Annotated in this window: 12 protein-coding genes; 6 read left to right on the plus strand and 6 right to left on the minus strand. The window is 67.9% G+C overall.

Going from position 1 to position 15,760, the window contains the following annotated elements:
- The first annotated feature begins 2 nt into the window (after positions 1–2).
- Together NA11_RS40455 and NA11_RS40460 are read left to right on the plus strand one after the other, a co-directional pair.
- Positions 3–572, plus strand: a complete 570-nt coding sequence (locus NA11_RS40455) for a methylated-DNA--[protein]-cysteine S-methyltransferase (protein WP_069167405.1) — start codon at positions 3–5, stop codon at positions 570–572.
- Between the two features lie 94 nt (positions 573–666).
- The gene (locus tag NA11_RS40460) at positions 667–1,485 is read left to right on the plus strand and encodes an alpha/beta fold hydrolase (RefSeq protein ID WP_069167416.1); all 819 of its coding nucleotides are present in this window, start codon (positions 667–669) and stop codon (positions 1,483–1,485) included.
- Positions 1,486–1,509: 24 nt separating this feature from the next.
- On the opposite strand, the gene NA11_RS40465 is transcribed toward NA11_RS40460, so the two are convergent.
- The 3 genes from NA11_RS40465 to NA11_RS40475 form a co-directional block, all read right to left on the minus strand.
- Positions 1,510–1,977 carry a hypothetical protein gene (locus NA11_RS40465; RefSeq protein WP_141718134.1) on the minus strand — a complete coding sequence of 156 codons (468 nt, stop codon included), beginning with the start codon at positions 1,975–1,977 and terminating at the stop codon, positions 1,510–1,512.
- A gap of 540 nt (positions 1,978–2,517) precedes the next feature.
- On the minus strand, positions 2,518–5,121 hold the full coding sequence (locus NA11_RS40470) for a helix-turn-helix transcriptional regulator (RefSeq protein ID WP_069167407.1): 2,604 nt from the start codon (positions 5,119–5,121) through the stop codon (positions 2,518–2,520).
- 164 nt (positions 5,122–5,285) lie between these two features.
- Positions 5,286–6,578 carry an adenylosuccinate synthase gene (locus tag NA11_RS40475; RefSeq protein WP_069167408.1) on the minus strand — a complete coding sequence of 431 codons (1,293 nt, stop codon included), beginning with the start codon at positions 6,576–6,578 and terminating at the stop codon, positions 5,286–5,288.
- A 372-nt stretch (positions 6,579–6,950) separates the two neighbouring features.
- Between NA11_RS40475 and NA11_RS40480 the strand changes: the two genes are divergently transcribed.
- Together NA11_RS40480 and NA11_RS40485 are read left to right on the plus strand one after the other, a co-directional pair.
- On the plus strand, positions 6,951–7,610 hold the full coding sequence (locus NA11_RS40480) for a hypothetical protein (protein ID WP_069167417.1): 660 nt from the start codon (positions 6,951–6,953) through the stop codon (positions 7,608–7,610).
- On the plus strand, positions 7,607–8,389 hold the full coding sequence (locus NA11_RS40485; protein ID WP_084655509.1) for a site-2 protease family protein: 783 nt from the start codon (positions 7,607–7,609) through the stop codon (positions 8,387–8,389). The genes NA11_RS40480 and NA11_RS40485 overlap by 4 nt, the downstream gene beginning before the upstream one ends.
- Positions 8,390–8,747: 358 nt before the next feature.
- Here NA11_RS40485 and NA11_RS40490 read toward each other — a convergent pair whose 3' ends face one another.
- Positions 8,748–9,851, minus strand: coding sequence for an FUSC family protein (locus tag NA11_RS40490; RefSeq protein ID WP_174567800.1), 1,104 nt, complete (start codon positions 9,849–9,851; stop codon positions 8,748–8,750).
- A 55-nt stretch (positions 9,852–9,906) separates the two neighbouring features.
- Positions 9,907–10,350 (minus strand): DUF3151 domain-containing protein, encoded by a 444-nt coding sequence (locus NA11_RS40495; protein ID WP_069167419.1) that lies wholly within the window; start codon positions 10,348–10,350, stop codon positions 9,907–9,909.
- A gap of 199 nt (positions 10,351–10,549) precedes the next feature.
- Here NA11_RS40495 and NA11_RS46925 point away from each other — a divergent pair, with 199 nt between their 5' ends.
- A complete protein-coding gene (locus NA11_RS46925) occupies positions 10,550–13,423 on the plus strand; it encodes an Rv0361 family membrane protein (RefSeq protein WP_245746542.1) in 2,874 nt (957 codons plus the stop codon).
- Between the two features lie 273 nt (positions 13,424–13,696).
- On the plus strand, positions 13,697–14,752 hold the full coding sequence (locus NA11_RS40520; RefSeq protein ID WP_245746543.1) for a fused (3R)-hydroxyacyl-ACP dehydratase subunits HadA/HadB: 1,056 nt from the start codon (positions 13,697–13,699) through the stop codon (positions 14,750–14,752).
- 11 nt (positions 14,753–14,763) lie between these two features.
- Here the strand turns inward: NA11_RS40520 and NA11_RS40525 are convergent.
- Positions 14,764–15,760, minus strand: a 997-nt coding sequence (locus NA11_RS40525; RefSeq protein ID WP_069167421.1) for a glycoside hydrolase family 183 protein, incomplete at its 5' end; no start/stop codon positions are given.

A 15,760-nucleotide genomic window follows, 5' to 3' on the forward strand; every position in this document is an offset into this window, starting at 1 on the left:
GCATGAGTGACCCGCGTTGCCTGTCCGCCGAGGCAACACTCTTCGACTCCGCGATCGGCCGCTGTGCGATCGCCTGGAGCGGTGCGACCGTGATCCGGTTCCAGCTCCCCGAAGCAAGCCCCGCCGCGACCCGTGCGCGCATCACGCGCCGTCGCGCAGGCCTGCCGGACGACGAGGTCCGCGAAGAGCCCCCCACCGGTGCGATCGCCGAGGCCATCGAGGCCATCCGCGCCCATCTCGCAGGCGAACTCGACGACCTGCGCTGGATCCCCCTGGACACCAGCGGAATTCCGGAGTTCCACCGTGCGGTCTACGACGTGACCCGCGCCATCGACCCCGGTCACACCCTTACCTACGGCCAGGTGGCCGACCGCATCGGCGCGCCGGGCGCCGCCCAGGCCGTCGGCCAGGCCCTCGGCCGCAACCCGATCCCGCTGATCATCCCCTGCCATCGCGTGCTCGCCGCCGACAACGCCCTGACCGGCTTCTCCGCGCCCGGCGGCATCACCACCAAGCAACACCTGCTCGAGATCGAGCGCACGCCCGGCTTCGGCGAGCCGACACTGTTCTGAGCCGACACCGATTAGTCCTGTCGTCACGCACCGTCTGAACAGGCACAAGCACCGACGAACAGTGGCCGGACGGCCCGAGGAAAGTGAGACAGCCGTGCACACAGTGACTTCCGCGGACGGCACCGTGATCGCGTACGACCGCCGCGACGGCACCGCAGGGACCGTGATCCTGGTCGACGGCGCCTTCGGCTACCGGAACTTCCCCAAGACGGTGGCGCTCGCGGATGCGCTGCACCGCGAGTACGACCTCACTGTCCTCACCTATGACCGCCGCGGACGTGGTGACAGCACGGACACACCGGGCGACTACGACGTCGAGCACGAAATCGACGACATCACCGCGCTGGTCGAGTCGGTGGGCGGATCTGCGGCGCTGTACGGCATTTCGTCCGGTGCGGGTCTCGTGCTGCGCGCGGCAGGTTCGGGCCGCGTGCCAGGCATCACCAAGGTGGTCGCCTTCGAGCCGCCGTTCGTGGTGAACCGTGAACACTTCGTCCCCGATCCCGGCCTGCACACGACCCTGCACGAACTGGTCGCCGCCGACCGCCGCGCCGACACCGTGCGCTTCTATATGACCAACGCCATGGGCATGCCGCGCGCGATGGTCGCCGTCATCCGGTTCACCCCGTTCTGGAAGAACCTGCTCGCCACCGCCAACTCGACGCCGCACGACTGGGCCGTGATGCACGAGTTCATGCGCGGCGAACCGCTGCGCACCGAGGACTGGGCCGGGGTCAAGGCCGAGACCTTGGTCATTGCGGGCGCCAAGAGCATTCCCTTGCTTCGGACCGGCGCCAGGGCGATCGCGGCCGTTCTCACCGATGCCGAATTCCAGGAAATCCCGAAACTCAGCCATAACCCGAAGGTGGAGCTTCTCGCTCCTGTCGTCGGTGAATTCCTCACCAGGACATAAGAAGAAGCTCCACCGGCGCTGGCGTCAGTAAACCGTGACCCTGGTAACGCTCGGTGAGTGCGGGTAATTGGTGGTGATGGAAATCTCGACGTCACCCGCTCCCGTGTAGAGGTGGTCGATGTTCCCGACTTTCGGCGCCACCCAGAAGAACGGCTGCCAATTACCCAAACGGACGGGCACCGCGCCCGATTCGCCGGTGGTGAAGTTTCGCCAGTGCACCGTCGGCGTCAACTCGCACCACGGTGCAGGCACGCCGAATACTTTCAGCCAGCCCTTCAACTGCAGGCTGACCTGGCCTGGCACATCGCCCTGGGGATAACTCTGACCAATTCCCCAGACGTCGCCTGCACAACCGAGCCCGTCGGCGCCCGTGGTCAGCAGCGGTAGGTCGAAACTCCGGTACTCACTGGCCGAGGCGGGTGCGCTGAGGCCGATCATGGCGGCAAGCACGCCTGCGCCGACGAGTACGCTGCTCAACTTCTTTCTGGACAATTATCGACCTTCCGCAGTAACTGCACACACGCGCTCCCCACTCGCTCAATTCACCGTGTCGAGTCGCGGTGTGCACAGGATTCGGGCTGGATCATGGACGGTAACAGGCGGTCTCGCCCGTCAGGTATCCTCCGATATCGGGGGCAGCTCCGCGCCGTCCGAATCGCAAACCTACCCATTCCAGATGGCGGCAACGGCGGTTTCGAACGAACGTCGCGATGGCATATCGAATTTCCGATTCGGCGTGTTACTCGACAAAGGTGTGCCGAGGCGTGGTCCCGCTGAGCAGTCCGGGTAGTCCTTCGTCGCTACTCCGGGCAATACCTGCGGCGGATTCGGCAGGACGGGGGCCGGCCGCACAATCGGTAGGCGCGCGCTCAGGTCGGCTTCGTAGACAACGACGGAGGGTGGGACATGCCCACTCCGTGCACTCCGCCGAAGTCCGCACCCTTTCTGCGAATCCGCACCCACTGCGGGGCGCCAGAAGCAGTGCGGATGCACGGAAAGGGTGCGGATCTGGGTCCGCACGGCATAGCGAGGTCAGCCGGGCGCGGATTCACCACGCATCAAGGCGCCCAACGACTCTCGGTCGGTGACGTCCATCTTGATGCAGGCGCGGTAGAGGTGGCCCTCGACGGTGCGCACCGAGACGGTGAGACGGTCGGCGATCTGGCGGTTGGACAGGCCCGCGGCAACGAGATTGGCGATCTCGCGTTCCCTTGCGGTCAACGGCAGCGGCTGGGCGGCCTGCCGTAGTGCGGGTGTGCTCGCACCGCCGCACGCGGCGGCGAGCCGGTTGGCCGAGGCGGCCGATTCGAGCAGGCGGCGGCGATCGCCCGCCCGCTCGTGCGCGGACGCCGCCTGGGCGGCCGCATCCGCGGCCGAAAGCAGCGCGCCGATCCGCTCGAATTCGGCTGCGGCGGCATCGAGTCCAGGTCCGTCGTGCGCCGCGACCGCGACCGCGTGCCTAGCCTGGGCCTGCACCAGCCTGCCGTCCACCCTGGCCGCGAGATCGGCGAGCCTGCCTGCTGCGGAATGGTCGCCGAAGCGGGCGGCGGCATGCAGCGCCATGGCCTCGATCGCGTGCTGGTTCGAGCGGGCCGCCGCGTCGGCCGCGCTCATCGCAAGGCGGATGGCCGGGGTGACCGTGCCCTCGGCGGCGGCATGCCAGGCGCGGGCGATCTCGAGTTGCGGCACGTAGACCGCGCTGTGCCTGCCGCCGCGCGCGGTAGCCTCTCCGATGGCCTCGGCCGCCTCGGTCGCGCGACCGAGTGCCGAATAGGCCTCGGCCAATCGGATTCGCGCAGGGAACATCCACGCCGCCGCGCCTTCGGTGGCCAGCGCAGCCAGCGCCTGCTCCAGATTCTCGATACCGTCCAGGAAGTGCCCCTGCGCCACATCGACGGTGCCCTGCAGGATCTTCGACATCCCCCACGCCAGATACTGACCGGGCGCGGAATAGCCGAAATATGCTGCGGCACAGCGCCTTGCCGCCTCGAGATCGCCGGTGAAGATCAGCGCGAGCACCTCGGCATGCGTCGACATGAACCGGTTGAGCCCGTCGATCTCGCTCTCGATCTCGTGCCCGCGTGCCGCGTACTCCAACGCCGCCGTACCCTTGCCCATCAACGTCAACGCGAGTCCACCGCCGAACGACGCCCACCAGATCGCCCACGGCGGTGCGTCTTTCACCGCCATCGCCTTCTCGGCCTCGGCGATCGCCGCATCGATCCGATTCTCGTTGACCGCGGTCGCGGAGGCGAGCCCGTCGAGGATCGCCACGATCTTCGGATGCCGCACCTTGCCGCGGACCAGCGTGAGCACTTCGTCGGCGCGATCGGCATCACCCATGGCCCACAACAGGTTTGCCACCCTGGTGCTGCCCCAGCGGGCCACCTGCACCTCGTTGAGCTTGTCGGGGTCGAAGCTGGCCAGCGTGCGCTCGGCCTCGATCCGATGCCCTTGCCACAGCAGTGCCCGCGCCAGCAGATCGGCGGATTCCACGCCGCCGCGGCGTTCCACCGCTGCCCTGGCGAAGCGCTCACCGAGCGGCAGGTTCGCCAGCCCGATGGCGTCTTCCGCGGCCGCCTCGAACAGCTCGAGATCGGCGGATTTGTCACTGTCCAAAGCTAATTCGGCCAGCCGGATCCGATCCGGCGCTGAGTTGATCGGCCGCTCCTTGAGCGAGGAGTACAACCTGCCGCGCAGCCGACGAGCCGAGGCGATGCCGAGCCTGCGCCGGATCACCTCGCCGAAGAGCGGATGGTTGTAGCGCACGATCAGCTGGTGCGAATTCTCGACAACCCGGATGAGGCCACGGGTTTCGGCGGCCTCCACCGCCTCCTCGCCCGCCAGTTCGGACAGCACGTCCAGGTCGATCGGCTCGCAGAAGGTGAGCAGCTCCAGCACCCGCAGCACCTCGTCCGGCAGCTGCTCGACCCGATCTTCCAGCAGCGCAGCCAGTTCCGAGGTCACCGCGGCCCGCCCGCGCAGCTGCCACACGCCGTTGACCTGGCGCAGCGAGCCCGCCTCCAGCGCGCCCTCCACCAAATGCCGCAGGAACAGCGCGTTTCCGCCGGAGGACTCCCACATCAGATTGGCAGTGAAGCCCTCGAGCTGGCCGCCGAGCATCGACTCGACCAGGTCGACGCTTTGCCGCTGACTGAACGGATTGAGGTCGATGCGCAGCAGGTGGCCGTCTTTCCACAGCGAGGTGACCGCGTCGGGCACCTGGACGCCGCTGCGCACGGTGGCCACGATGTGCGCCGCCTTGTCGATGGCCAGCTGCAGCAGCAGCGTCGCCGACAACTGGTCGAGCAGATGCGCGTCGTCGACACCGATGATGGTGTGTCCCTCCGCGAGCAGCGCTTCGCGCGCCGCGGACATGAACGTCACCGGATCGTGCGCCGTATAGACGCCGACCATGTGCGCGAAGACGCCGAGCGGGATGCTGCGCGCCGACTCGGTGCCAGCCACCCAGCGGATATTGCCGCCGACGGCGGCGGTTGCCTGTCTAGCCAGCGTCGTTTTCCCGACACCGGCATCGCCGGTCAGTACCGCGCCGACATGTTCCTTGCCGGTGAGGGCCGCGCGGATCGCCTCGAACTCGGTCTCACGCTCGATCATCGGCCAGTTCCGAGCCATAACTCTTACTGTAGTTCGTCCTCGATCATGATCGAAGGTCTCGAACGATGAACGGCGACAATCATTCAGCCCCCGGATAACTTTCCGGCCACACGCGAGATCGGGACGGCCGCTCCTGCCGGGGACGGCTCCCCGTCAGGCCCTACAGCGCCTCCCCGTCAGCCCTACAGCGCGAGGACGTCGTGCCGCACGATGGTCTGATCGCGGCCAGGCCCGACGCCGATGCAGGAGATGCGGGCGCCGGAGAGCTCTTCCAGGCGCAACACGTACGCCTGGGCGTTCGCGGGCAGCTCCTCGAAGGTGCGGGCACCGGAGATGTCCTCCCACCAGCCAGGCATCTCTTCGTAGATCGGCTTCGCGTGATGGAACTCGGTCTGCGTGGTCGGCATCTGCTCGACCCGCTCGCCGTCGACGTCGTAGGCCACGCAGATCGGCACCGTCTCCAGGCTGGACAGCACGTCGAGCTTGGTGAGGAAGTAGTCGGTGATGCCGTTGACCCTGGTCGCGTAGCGGGCGATGACCGCGTCGAACCAGCCGCAGCGCCGCGCCCTTCCGGTGGTGACGCCGACCTCGCCGCCGGTCTTGGCCAGGTAGCTGCCGAATTCGTCGAACAGCTCGGTCGGGAACGGGCCCGAGCCGACGCGAGTGGTGTAGCACTTGAGGATGCCGAGCACCGCGTTGATCTTGTTGGGTCCGACGCCTGCGCCGACCGCCGCGCCACCCGAGGTCGGGTTGGACGACGTAACGTACGGGTAGGTGCCGTGGTCCACGTCGAGCAGCGTGCCCTGCGAACCCTCGAGCAGCACCGTCTCGCCGTTCTCCAGCGCAACGTTCAGCTTCAGCCTGGTGTCGGCGATGCGGTGCTTGAAGCCCTCCGCCTGCGCGAGCACCTCGTCGACCACCTGCTGCGGGTCGAGCGCGCGGCGGTTGTAGATCTTGACGAGCACCTGGTTCTTGAACTCCAGCGCGGCCTCGACCTTCTGGGTGAGGATCTTCTCGTCGAGCACGTCGGCGACGCGCACCCCGACCCGGGCGACCTTGTCCTGGTAGCAGGGGCCGATGCCGCGGCCGGTGGTGCCGATCTTGTTGTTGCCGAGGAAGCGTTCGGTGACCTTATCGATGGCGACGTGGTACGGCATGATCAGGTGCGCGTCGGCGGAGAGCAGCAGGCCGGAGGTGTCGACACCGCGTTGCTCCAATCCGGCCAGCTCGTCGAGCAGCACACCGGGATCGATCACGACACCGTTGCCGATGACGTTCGTCACGCCAGGGGTGAGGATGCCGGAGGGGATCAGGTGCAGCGCGAAATTGTCGCCGTTGGGCAGCACCACGGTGTGGCCCGCGTTGTTGCCACCCTGGTATCGGACCACCCATTGCACCCGGCCACCGAGTAGATCGGTTGCTTTGCCCTTACCCTCGTCGCCCCACTGGGCGCCGATCAGGACGATTGCCGGCATGGTCGTATCTCCTACGGTTCGACGTGCAACACCCTGGAGATGGCAGCCGGGCGGAGCCGGCGGGGCGGTAAACACCAGTGTTGCAGCTACCTGCCGTATCGAGGCGGTGGCCGGGAGCACAGTCTAGTAGACGCGTCGACACCGGCGGCGGACCGGATCTCTGCGTAGGCTAATTAGCGGCGTTCCCCAGCCCTGCGTGGTTACGCTGCGCTGCCGCCTCCGGGCTTGACGCTCACGCCGCAGGGCTCGACAACCATGTGACCTTCGGCCGGGCAGGGCTAAGGTTGCAGCCGGTGAGCCGGGCAGGGCTCGCCGGGAGTTACGGCAGGGACCGACGGATGTCGGCTCGGACCTAGGAGGGTGTACGGCAGTTTGAGTACCCATGTTCTCCGTTGCGACGGCGCACCGGTACCGATCGCCCTCGCCGCGCTGCCGACCAGCTCAACGACCGCCATCCCCGACACCACCCTGATCGACGAGCTGCTTCCGGTGCTCGCCGCCGACAGCCTGCCCCGGCTGATCGTGCTCGGCGAGGACGCCGCGCTCGCCGCGGTGCTGACGCACCTGATGCGCACCGAACGGCTGCATGTGGAGATCGGTTACGTGCCGGTCGACAAGACCTATGCCTCCCGCGCGTATCAGATCGCGACCGGCAACGCCGCCGCCAAGCGGGCCATCGACGGCCGGGCGACCGAGGTGCCGCTCATCCGCGACGACACTGGGCACGTGCTGGTCGGGCGTGCCAGGATCACCGGGAAAGATGCGGAAAAGCTGGAGGGGGAGGCCTACGTGGACGACGTGCAACTGTTCTCGGGGAAGGTGACCGCGATGCTGGTGTCGCCGACCCTGCACCAACCCGGAGTGCGGGCGACCATTCAGAAGGGCATGCGCAAGCGCCGCTGGGTCGAAGGGCGCGCCGCGCAGCTCGGCACGCCGGGCGCGGTGGTGACGCGCGACGGCATCAGCAGCGACCGGACGGTGCCACGCTCGAGCTTCTACCGGCATCACGAACCATGGCTGCTGGTCCGATGACGACACCGTTTTCCGCGGACCGCCGCGCACGGGCGGTGCGGCCGAGCCCGGTCTTCCTGCTCGTCGTCCTCATCACGATCGTCGGCGGTGCACTGGCCTGGGACGCCGATCTCGACTCGACCCGCGCGAAGGTCGGCGTGTTCGTGCTCGTGGTGTTCGGCTGGATCATCACGCTGTGCCTGCACGAATTCGCGCACGCGTACGCCGCGTGGCGAGCCGGTGATCGCGAAGTCGAGCTGCGCGGATACCTCACGCTGAACCCGTTGAAGTACAGCCATCCGCTGCTGTCGATCGTGCTGCCGATGGTGTTCATCGCGCTGGGCGGGATCGGCCTGCCCGGTGGTGCGGTGTACGTGCACACGCACAATGTGTCGCCGCGCATGCAGCGGATCATCAGTGGCGCCGGGCCTGCGGTGAACGCGGTCTGTGCGGTGCTGCTGCTGGTGATCGTCGGGGTATTCGGTAGTGCGAGTTCGCATCCCGCGCTGTGGTTCGGGTTGAGTTTCCTGGCGTTCCTGCAGATCACCGCGACGCTGCTGAACCTGATTCCGCTGCCAGGGTTGGACGGATACGGCATCCTCGAGCCGTCGCTGAGCTGTCAGACCCGGCGTTCGCTCGATCAGTTCAAGCCGTTCGGCATGCTGCTGGTGTTCGCTTTGCTGTTCACGCCCGCGATCAATCAGGTGTTCTTCGACGCGGTGTATTCGTTGTACGAGCTGTCCGGGGTCGACGCGGACTGGTCGCGCTACGGCAGCTATCTGACCCGGTTCTGGACCTAGCCAGGCGACAGCGTTCGGACCTACCCAGGCAACAGCACAGTGGCCGCCCGATCGGGACCTCGTTGACCGGGCGGCCCTGCTCTCCGCAGCGGCAACCTGCCCCAACCCGACCGGCCACCACACCCATGGCCGGCGGGGCAGTTCGCGTGTATGCGAAGTGATCGACCGCGACACCCCTCGTCATCGCGGTCACTGCTACAAGTTATGGCGTCGGGCCGACCGGGACACGAGTAGCCGACTACCCCAAAAGATCATCACCGGGCTCCGCACCGCGCGGCGCGAGCACTCGCACGCAGCGCGGAAGTCCGTGATCCGCTGAGTAGTCCTCAATGAAGGCCGTCGCTACCCGTGGTGACGCTCAGTCCTCGGGGGTGACAAACGGTTTGGGTACCGTCGGCGGGAGCAGCGCGATGGCAGAGATGCGTTTCATGCCACACACCTGCATCAAATCGACCACGATCGAGCGCACCTGCGCGAACACCACGTGCGCCGAAAGTCCGGAACCCTCAACCAATTCCGGCCTGGCGCCCTTGGCGACCGTGCGCAACACCCTGGCCGCTTCGGCCTGGTCGGGCTGCTCGTCGGGATCGGCGAGCATCATCCTGCGCAGGACTTCGACGGACTGGCCTAGTCTTTCGACCTCGTCGATCAGGCGCGGGTCGAGAATCTCGTCGTCCTGGACCAGCGTGAGCGAGCGACGCAACAGCACCCGCACGTTGCGGACCGCGTTGTCGAGCGGGTCGGCGGTGGCCTTGATGCGTTCGAGCCTGGCGCGAGAATTCCAGTACAGCGGGGAGATTCGGCTGATCTCCCTGCCGCCCTCCAGCGTGGCGCGCAGCGTATCGATCTGCGGTTGCGTCGCCCGCACCGCCGCCAGCGCGGCCCGCACCTTGTCCGGGTCCTGTTCGAGCAGGCCGTCGGCGCATTCGGTGAGCGATTTGCTCATCACCGCAAGGATTTCCGCGGCCTGCTCCCTGGCTCTGCGCACCGGGTGCAGTGGAATCGCCGCCACCACAACGACTCCCACCAGCCCGCCGACCAGGGCATCGATCATGCGGGAGAAACCGCCGCCCGCCGACGGCGGCAGCAAGGTCGCGACGAGCACGGCGGAACCGGCCGCCTGCATGGTGATGATCGACCCGCCGTCCAGGAAGACCGCCGCCGCCATGGCGACCGCGACCACCAGCGCGATCTGCCAGACACCGGTGCCGGCCCTGGTGATGAACAGGTCGCCGATGCCGATGCCGACGGCGACACCGACCACCAGCTCCACCGAACGGCGCAGCCGCGCGCCGAACGAGATGCCGATCGATACCACCGCAGCGGTCGGCGCAAAGAACGGCTGCGGGTGGCCGACGATATCGCGCGCGATGAACCAGGCTAGCGCCGCGCCGACCGCACATTGCACGATCGGCAACGCGGAAAGGCGCAGCCGCGACCACGCGGAGCGCAGCTGATCCATGCTGCTCGCCTTGGCGACATCAACACGGGGCTTGAGATCAATCAATGACGACGGCTCAGTCGAGGCCGAGCTCGGTGGCGGCCCGCGGATCGCAGTCCTCCAGCAAGTCGAGGCAGCGCGCGTACTCCTCGGTCTCGCCGATGATCTTCGCCGCGCGGGCCAGCGCGCCGACGCTGCGCAGGAAACCACGATTGGGTTCGTGGCTCCACGGCACCGGGCCGAAGCCCTTCCAGCCGTTGCGGCGCAGCAGGTCGAGGCCACGGTGGTAGCCGGTGCGGGCGAACGCATAGGCCGCGACGACATCGTGATTGATCGGCTCATCCTGGGCTTCGGCCCTGGTCAGCGCGTCTTCGGCCAGCTGGGCCCATGCGATCGACGCGGCAGGATGGTCGGCCGCGACCCGCACCGGGTCGGCCTTGTCGAGCAACGCGTCTTCCGCGTCGGAGATTTCGGGGAGGAGTACCGGTTGCGGGCCGAGCAGATCACCGAACGAGGTCATGGGCTTCATTGTGCACCGATGCCCGAATTGCCGGTCGGTCGTGCCTCCAGATTCACGCCATTCGTGCGCCGACGGCACACAATCCGCGAACCTTCGTATTCGATTCCCGCTATGGGTGCCCTGAAGTCGGCCTTCGTGCACGCGTGCCCGTTAGGCTGGCCGTCGAGTTCAAATGTTCCGCCCGAGCGAGGGGTAGTGCGTGTCCGACCCGAAAGACGACAAGAACCCGGCGCGGGAGAGCGCCACCCCGGCGTCCCCGGCGGGAACCGACGCACGCCAAGACACCGCCTCCGGCTCGGCCGCAACCCCCTCGGCCGCGCCGACCCGCCCGATCTCCGCCTCGGCGTCGAGCCCGTCCGCGCCCACCGACGGCGCGAAGACGTCCGCTCCGGGTTCTTCGGCCCCTACCACGCCAGGTGGCCCGGCCGCGTCGACCTCTGCGACAACACCTGCCCCTCATGGCACATCGGCCGACCAACGAGATCGCGCCGCCGGACAGCAGGATTCGGCCGCTGCCACCAACGGCCCGGCCAGCTCCGGCGCCGCTGAGACGGCCGCTGCCGCGCCGTCCGGCACCACCTCCGGCCAGCAGACACCGAGCAGCGCGACCCCGACCGGTGCACCGAATGCCGGTGGAACCGACGCCACTGCGGCATCGTCGGCAGCCACGTCTCGGCCGAGCAGCCCGGGCACAGCGTCCGGCCAACAGGCGCCGAGCGGCACACCGCCGACCGGTGCACCGAATGCGGGTGGAGCCAGCGCAGCCGCGTCGCACTCCGCGCCGAATCGAAACCCAGGAACCACTGCGGGCTCGACAGCCGCAACTGCGGACCAAAGCCGTCCTGGCCCGAGCTCGGCCCAGGCACCGTCACAGGGTGCGGAAACCGCAGCGGCGCAACAAGGTAAGCCTTCCGGCGGAGTCGCCGCCGACATCGCCGAGGGCGGGGCGGCAAACAAGGCCGCAGCATCCGAGACCGCTGGACTCCAGCACAAGGATCGGAGCACGCCGGGATCGGTCGCGGAAACCGCGGGCCAGACAACGCAGTCCAGTGCGGCCGCAGCGAGCAGCGCGGCATCCAGCGGCACCGCCGGCGAAGCAGCCGAAGCCGAAGCCTCCACCGAGGCGATCAAACGAAGCGATGAAGTCCGGCCCGGATCCGCCGCAGGTGGCAGCGCTCCGGGAACTGCCGACCATGCGGCACCGGGCGCGAAAGCCACAGCGGCGCAACAGAGCAACCCCACTCAGGCCGGTACCACCGCTGCTGCTGCCGCCGGTACGGCCGCGGCACGACCGGACACCCCGACGAAGTCGAGCCCGGAAGGTGCTGGCGCCCAGCCGAACAGCCCGGCCAAGGGCGCTACCGCAACAACCGAGGCCTCGGCAGGCGGAACCCGCAGCGGGGCAGCCGGATCCGAAGCGGCGACCGAGGCGATCAAGCGAGGCGATCAAGGTCAGTCCGAGGCGGCCAGCGCAAGCACTGCATCCGGCCAAGCAGCATCATCGACGCCCGGCGCGAAAGCGGCTGACACCCAGCTGAACAGCCCGGCCCAAGGCGGCGCCGCAGCAGCCAGCTCGGCGAGCCCGGCAGTCCAGCCGGGCGACCCAACTCGCGGCGATGGCGCGCCAGGGTCCGCGTCACCAGGCGGATCGAGCCCGGTAACCAAGGGTGACGAAACACCAAGCGGAACAGGGCCTGCGGCTCAACCGGGCGGCTCGGCGCAAGGCGACGCGGCGGGCTCGACAACCAAGCCCGACAGTCCCGTTCGCGGCGCGGCAGCCCCCGGAACGCAGCCGAGCAGTCCTGCGCAAGGCGGCACAACGACATCCGGCGGCACCAGCACGACGACGCCGAGCAGCCCCACGCAGGGCGATGCCACACCATCCGCCGGCACGGGGTCGGCGACTACGGCAAGCAGCCCCACGCAGGGCGATGCCACGACATCCGGTGGCACCGGGTCGGCTACTCAGCCGGGCAGTGCACCGTCGAAGCGCAGTCCTTGGTTCGGTGGCGCTGCCGCCAACGCGGCGCAGGGTGGTGCGCCGAGTGACGCTCCGGCGGCACCGGCACCGAAAGATGCTGTCGCGGACGGGGATGCGCCGACGACGGTGATTCGGGTGCAGCGGCCGGAGCCGCCAGTGGCCGATGCCACCCCGGAGGCGGACACGGTCAAGATGCAGACCGGTGCGCCTGCGGGGCAGGCCCCGGCGGGGGCCGAGGATGTGACCGTCGCGATGCCGGTCATCAAGCCGGACGAGGCCAAGACGGTGGCGCTGCCGGTGCAGCGGCCAGCGGGGGCGCCGAAGGCGCCGGGTACCGATCGGGTCGCGCCGGGGGCGGGGCGGGTGCCGATCACGAAGCCGCCGAGCACGCCGCGACCTGCGCCGGGACCGAAACAGCCTGGTGCGCATGGACCTTCGGCACCGGCACCGGGTGGGCCGGTCGAGCAGCCGATGCCGCCGCAGCAGGCGCGACCCGGCTCGGCGCATTCGCCTGCCGATGTGCAGCCGACGACGCCGGTGCAGCCGTTGCAGCCGCGCCCGCCGCAACCTCGGACGATCGCGCCGCCGCAACGGATCGAGCCTGCCGCGCAGGCGCCGGTCGACGCGGTCAGCAGGTCTGCGGACGGCGGACGGTCCAAGCGGGTGCTGCTCATGGTGGCCGGCGCCGCGGTGCTGGTGGTCGTGTTGATCGGCGTGATCGTGGCCTTCGTCACGAACGCGAAGGACAGTTCGCCGGAGGCGAAGGTCCGCGCCGCGATCACCGATTACACACAGGCGCTCAAGACCGGTGATCTGAACACGTTGCGCTCGACGACCTGTGGCCCATTGCACGATTTCTATCAGGGCATTCCGGCGGATCAGTTCGCCGGCGTGCACCAGCTGTCGATGGATCGCCGGTCCGTTCCGGTGGTGGACGGCGTCGACGCCATCCGCATCACCGACAACACCGCGATCGCGCAGGCGACCGTCTACACCGAGGCCGATCCGGCGAAACGCTCGGCGCGGACGTTCGATCTGCAGAACACCGACAAGGGCTGGAAAGTCTGCGATCCGCCGACGAGCACACCGTAGCGATACATGGTTCGATAATCGCTGATGGTTCGAGCGGGGTCCGCGCGCATGGAATTCGCGCGCGGGCAACCGCCGGGCTTCATCTCATTTAAGGGTAGCTAAACCCGATCGTCGCATTTCGGACGTGGTGCCGCGGCGCATGAGATTTCAAGTGACGAAAAGGCAAATTCGACAGCAATTCCGCATCGATAAACGGTAGCGCTGCTCACAGTCTCCTGGTCATCGGTCCTATTAGTTGTTAGCGTGGCCCGCATCATGGGCACGGAACAGACGATGACGCTCGAAACCGATGGCGTAACGCAGACAGAATCACTGGCTGGACAGCGGTACCGCGTTCGGGACCACTATGAGGTCGGTCGCGAGAAGATCCGCGAGTTCGCGCGCGCGGTGCAGAACCACCACCTTGCGCACCAGCAGGAAGTCGACGCGGGCAAGCTCGGTCACGACGGTGTCATCGCGCCGCCCACGTTCGCGTCGGTGATCGGCTCGGCAGGCACTCGATCGCTGCTCGAATCGGTGCTCACCCAGTACGACCTCTCCCAGCTCCTGCAGACCGACCAGGTGTTCCAGGCCTATCGGCCGATCCTCGCCGGCGACAAACTGACCAGCGAGATCCTGATCGAGTCGATCCGTCAGTTCGGCGACAACGATTTCGTGGTGGTGCGCTCCGCCCTGGTCAACCAGCACGGCGAGCTGACGCTGATCGGCTCGACCACCATCGTTGCCCGCCGCGGCGCCGACGTGGACCCGAACCTCGCCGCCGTGGTGGACAACATCATGATGCACGGCGAGGTGGTCGAATTCCCCACGGAAGCCGACGGACTCGACGACAACTCCGCGCTGATTCCGCTCGGCATCGGCGAGCTACCCGCGCCGGCGGCGGGCTACGAGAGCGCACCGGTGCACACCCTGCCCGCGTTCGACCAGCTGTCCGTCGGCGACCAGCTCCCGCCCGCTGCCTTCCGGCTGGCCCGCGGCGATCTCGCCAATTACGCGGGCGTGTCCGGCGATGCCAACCCGATCCACTTCAGCGAGCACGCCGCGCAGCTGGTCGGTCTGCCGACGGTGGTGGCGCACGGCATGCTGACCATGGGCCTGGCCGGCGGCTATCTCACCTCGTGGCTCGGCGATCCGACCGCCATCGCGAAGTTCAGCGTGCGCTTTGCAGGCTTCGTCCCGGTCGCCGCGACCGAGGCGAGCTCGGTCGACTTCACCGGCAAGATCAAGTCGCTCGATCCGAGCACCCGCACCGCGACCGTGGTGCTCAGCGGTACCTCGGAGGGCCGCAAGCTCTTCGGCCGCGCCATCGCCGAGGTCCGCCTGACCTAGGAGCTAGGACCTTACTCGAGCACGGCGTGCATCAAGTAAACGTTGTAGTCGCTCCATGTCGAGATCGTGTAGTAGAGGTCGTTGCCGGACGACCACGGATGAATGAATCCTCCGTACAGTTCCGGATAGTCGCGCACTGTCGTCGTCGGGGTACTCGCCGACCACGCCCCCTGCGGTGAATCCGCCTCGCGGACAACGATGGCCGCCTTGGCCGTGTCGAGATAGCTCATCTGCCAGACATTTCTGGCCGCGTCGTAGCGCACGGACAACTCACCGGCCGGGCCGTCGACCACGGGGGTCGCGGCGCTGAATCCGCCGACCGGCGTCCAACTTCCGTCGCGCCAGTACTGATAGGCGGTGGTGTTGAGCACCTCGTCCTTCGGCACCCGCGCCAGCCCGACCGCGCCGAGCCTGGTGTTGGGTGTGCCGAACATGTAGACGTAGTCGCCCTGCGGAACCATCGCGCTCACCTGAAAATTCGCGAGCCCGAAGATGTTGTCCCAGCGCGCATACGGATCCTTGGTCCAGGTCTGCCCGTGATCGTCGGAGTAGGCGATGCCGCCGTAGTTGGTGAAGAACGTGCCGGGCAGGCTGTGCCAGGTGCGCACCGAGGTGTAGCTCAGATACTGCCGATCGCCGAGCGCGAACCCGGAGGTCGGGATCGTGGTGAGCTCCACATTGTCGAGCTTGCGGCTGGACAGCACCTCCGCGGCATGACACCGGTCGTCGGTGACCATCCGGTCGTAGGTGACGCCGTCGGCGAGCTCCCGATCGGTGCTGAACGCCAAAACATTGCTGCGCCAATCCATCCCCATGCCACCAGGCGGATGAAATCCGCGGCCGACGGTGTCGCCGAAGACGGTCGCGATCTCACCGGGCGCGCTCTCCCACATGATGCCGAGGTCGGTGCCGTCCACCTGCCAGCGCTTGTCGGTGCGGTTCAGCGAATGCGCGCCGGTCAACTTGGCCACCTCGCGCACGGCGCCGACCCGCGGCGCGGGCGGCGCC

Origin of the sequence: Nocardia altamirensis NBRC 108246 (assembly GCF_001612685.1) — a bacterium.
GTDB lineage: Bacteria > Actinomycetota > Actinomycetes > Mycobacteriales > Mycobacteriaceae > Nocardia > Nocardia altamirensis.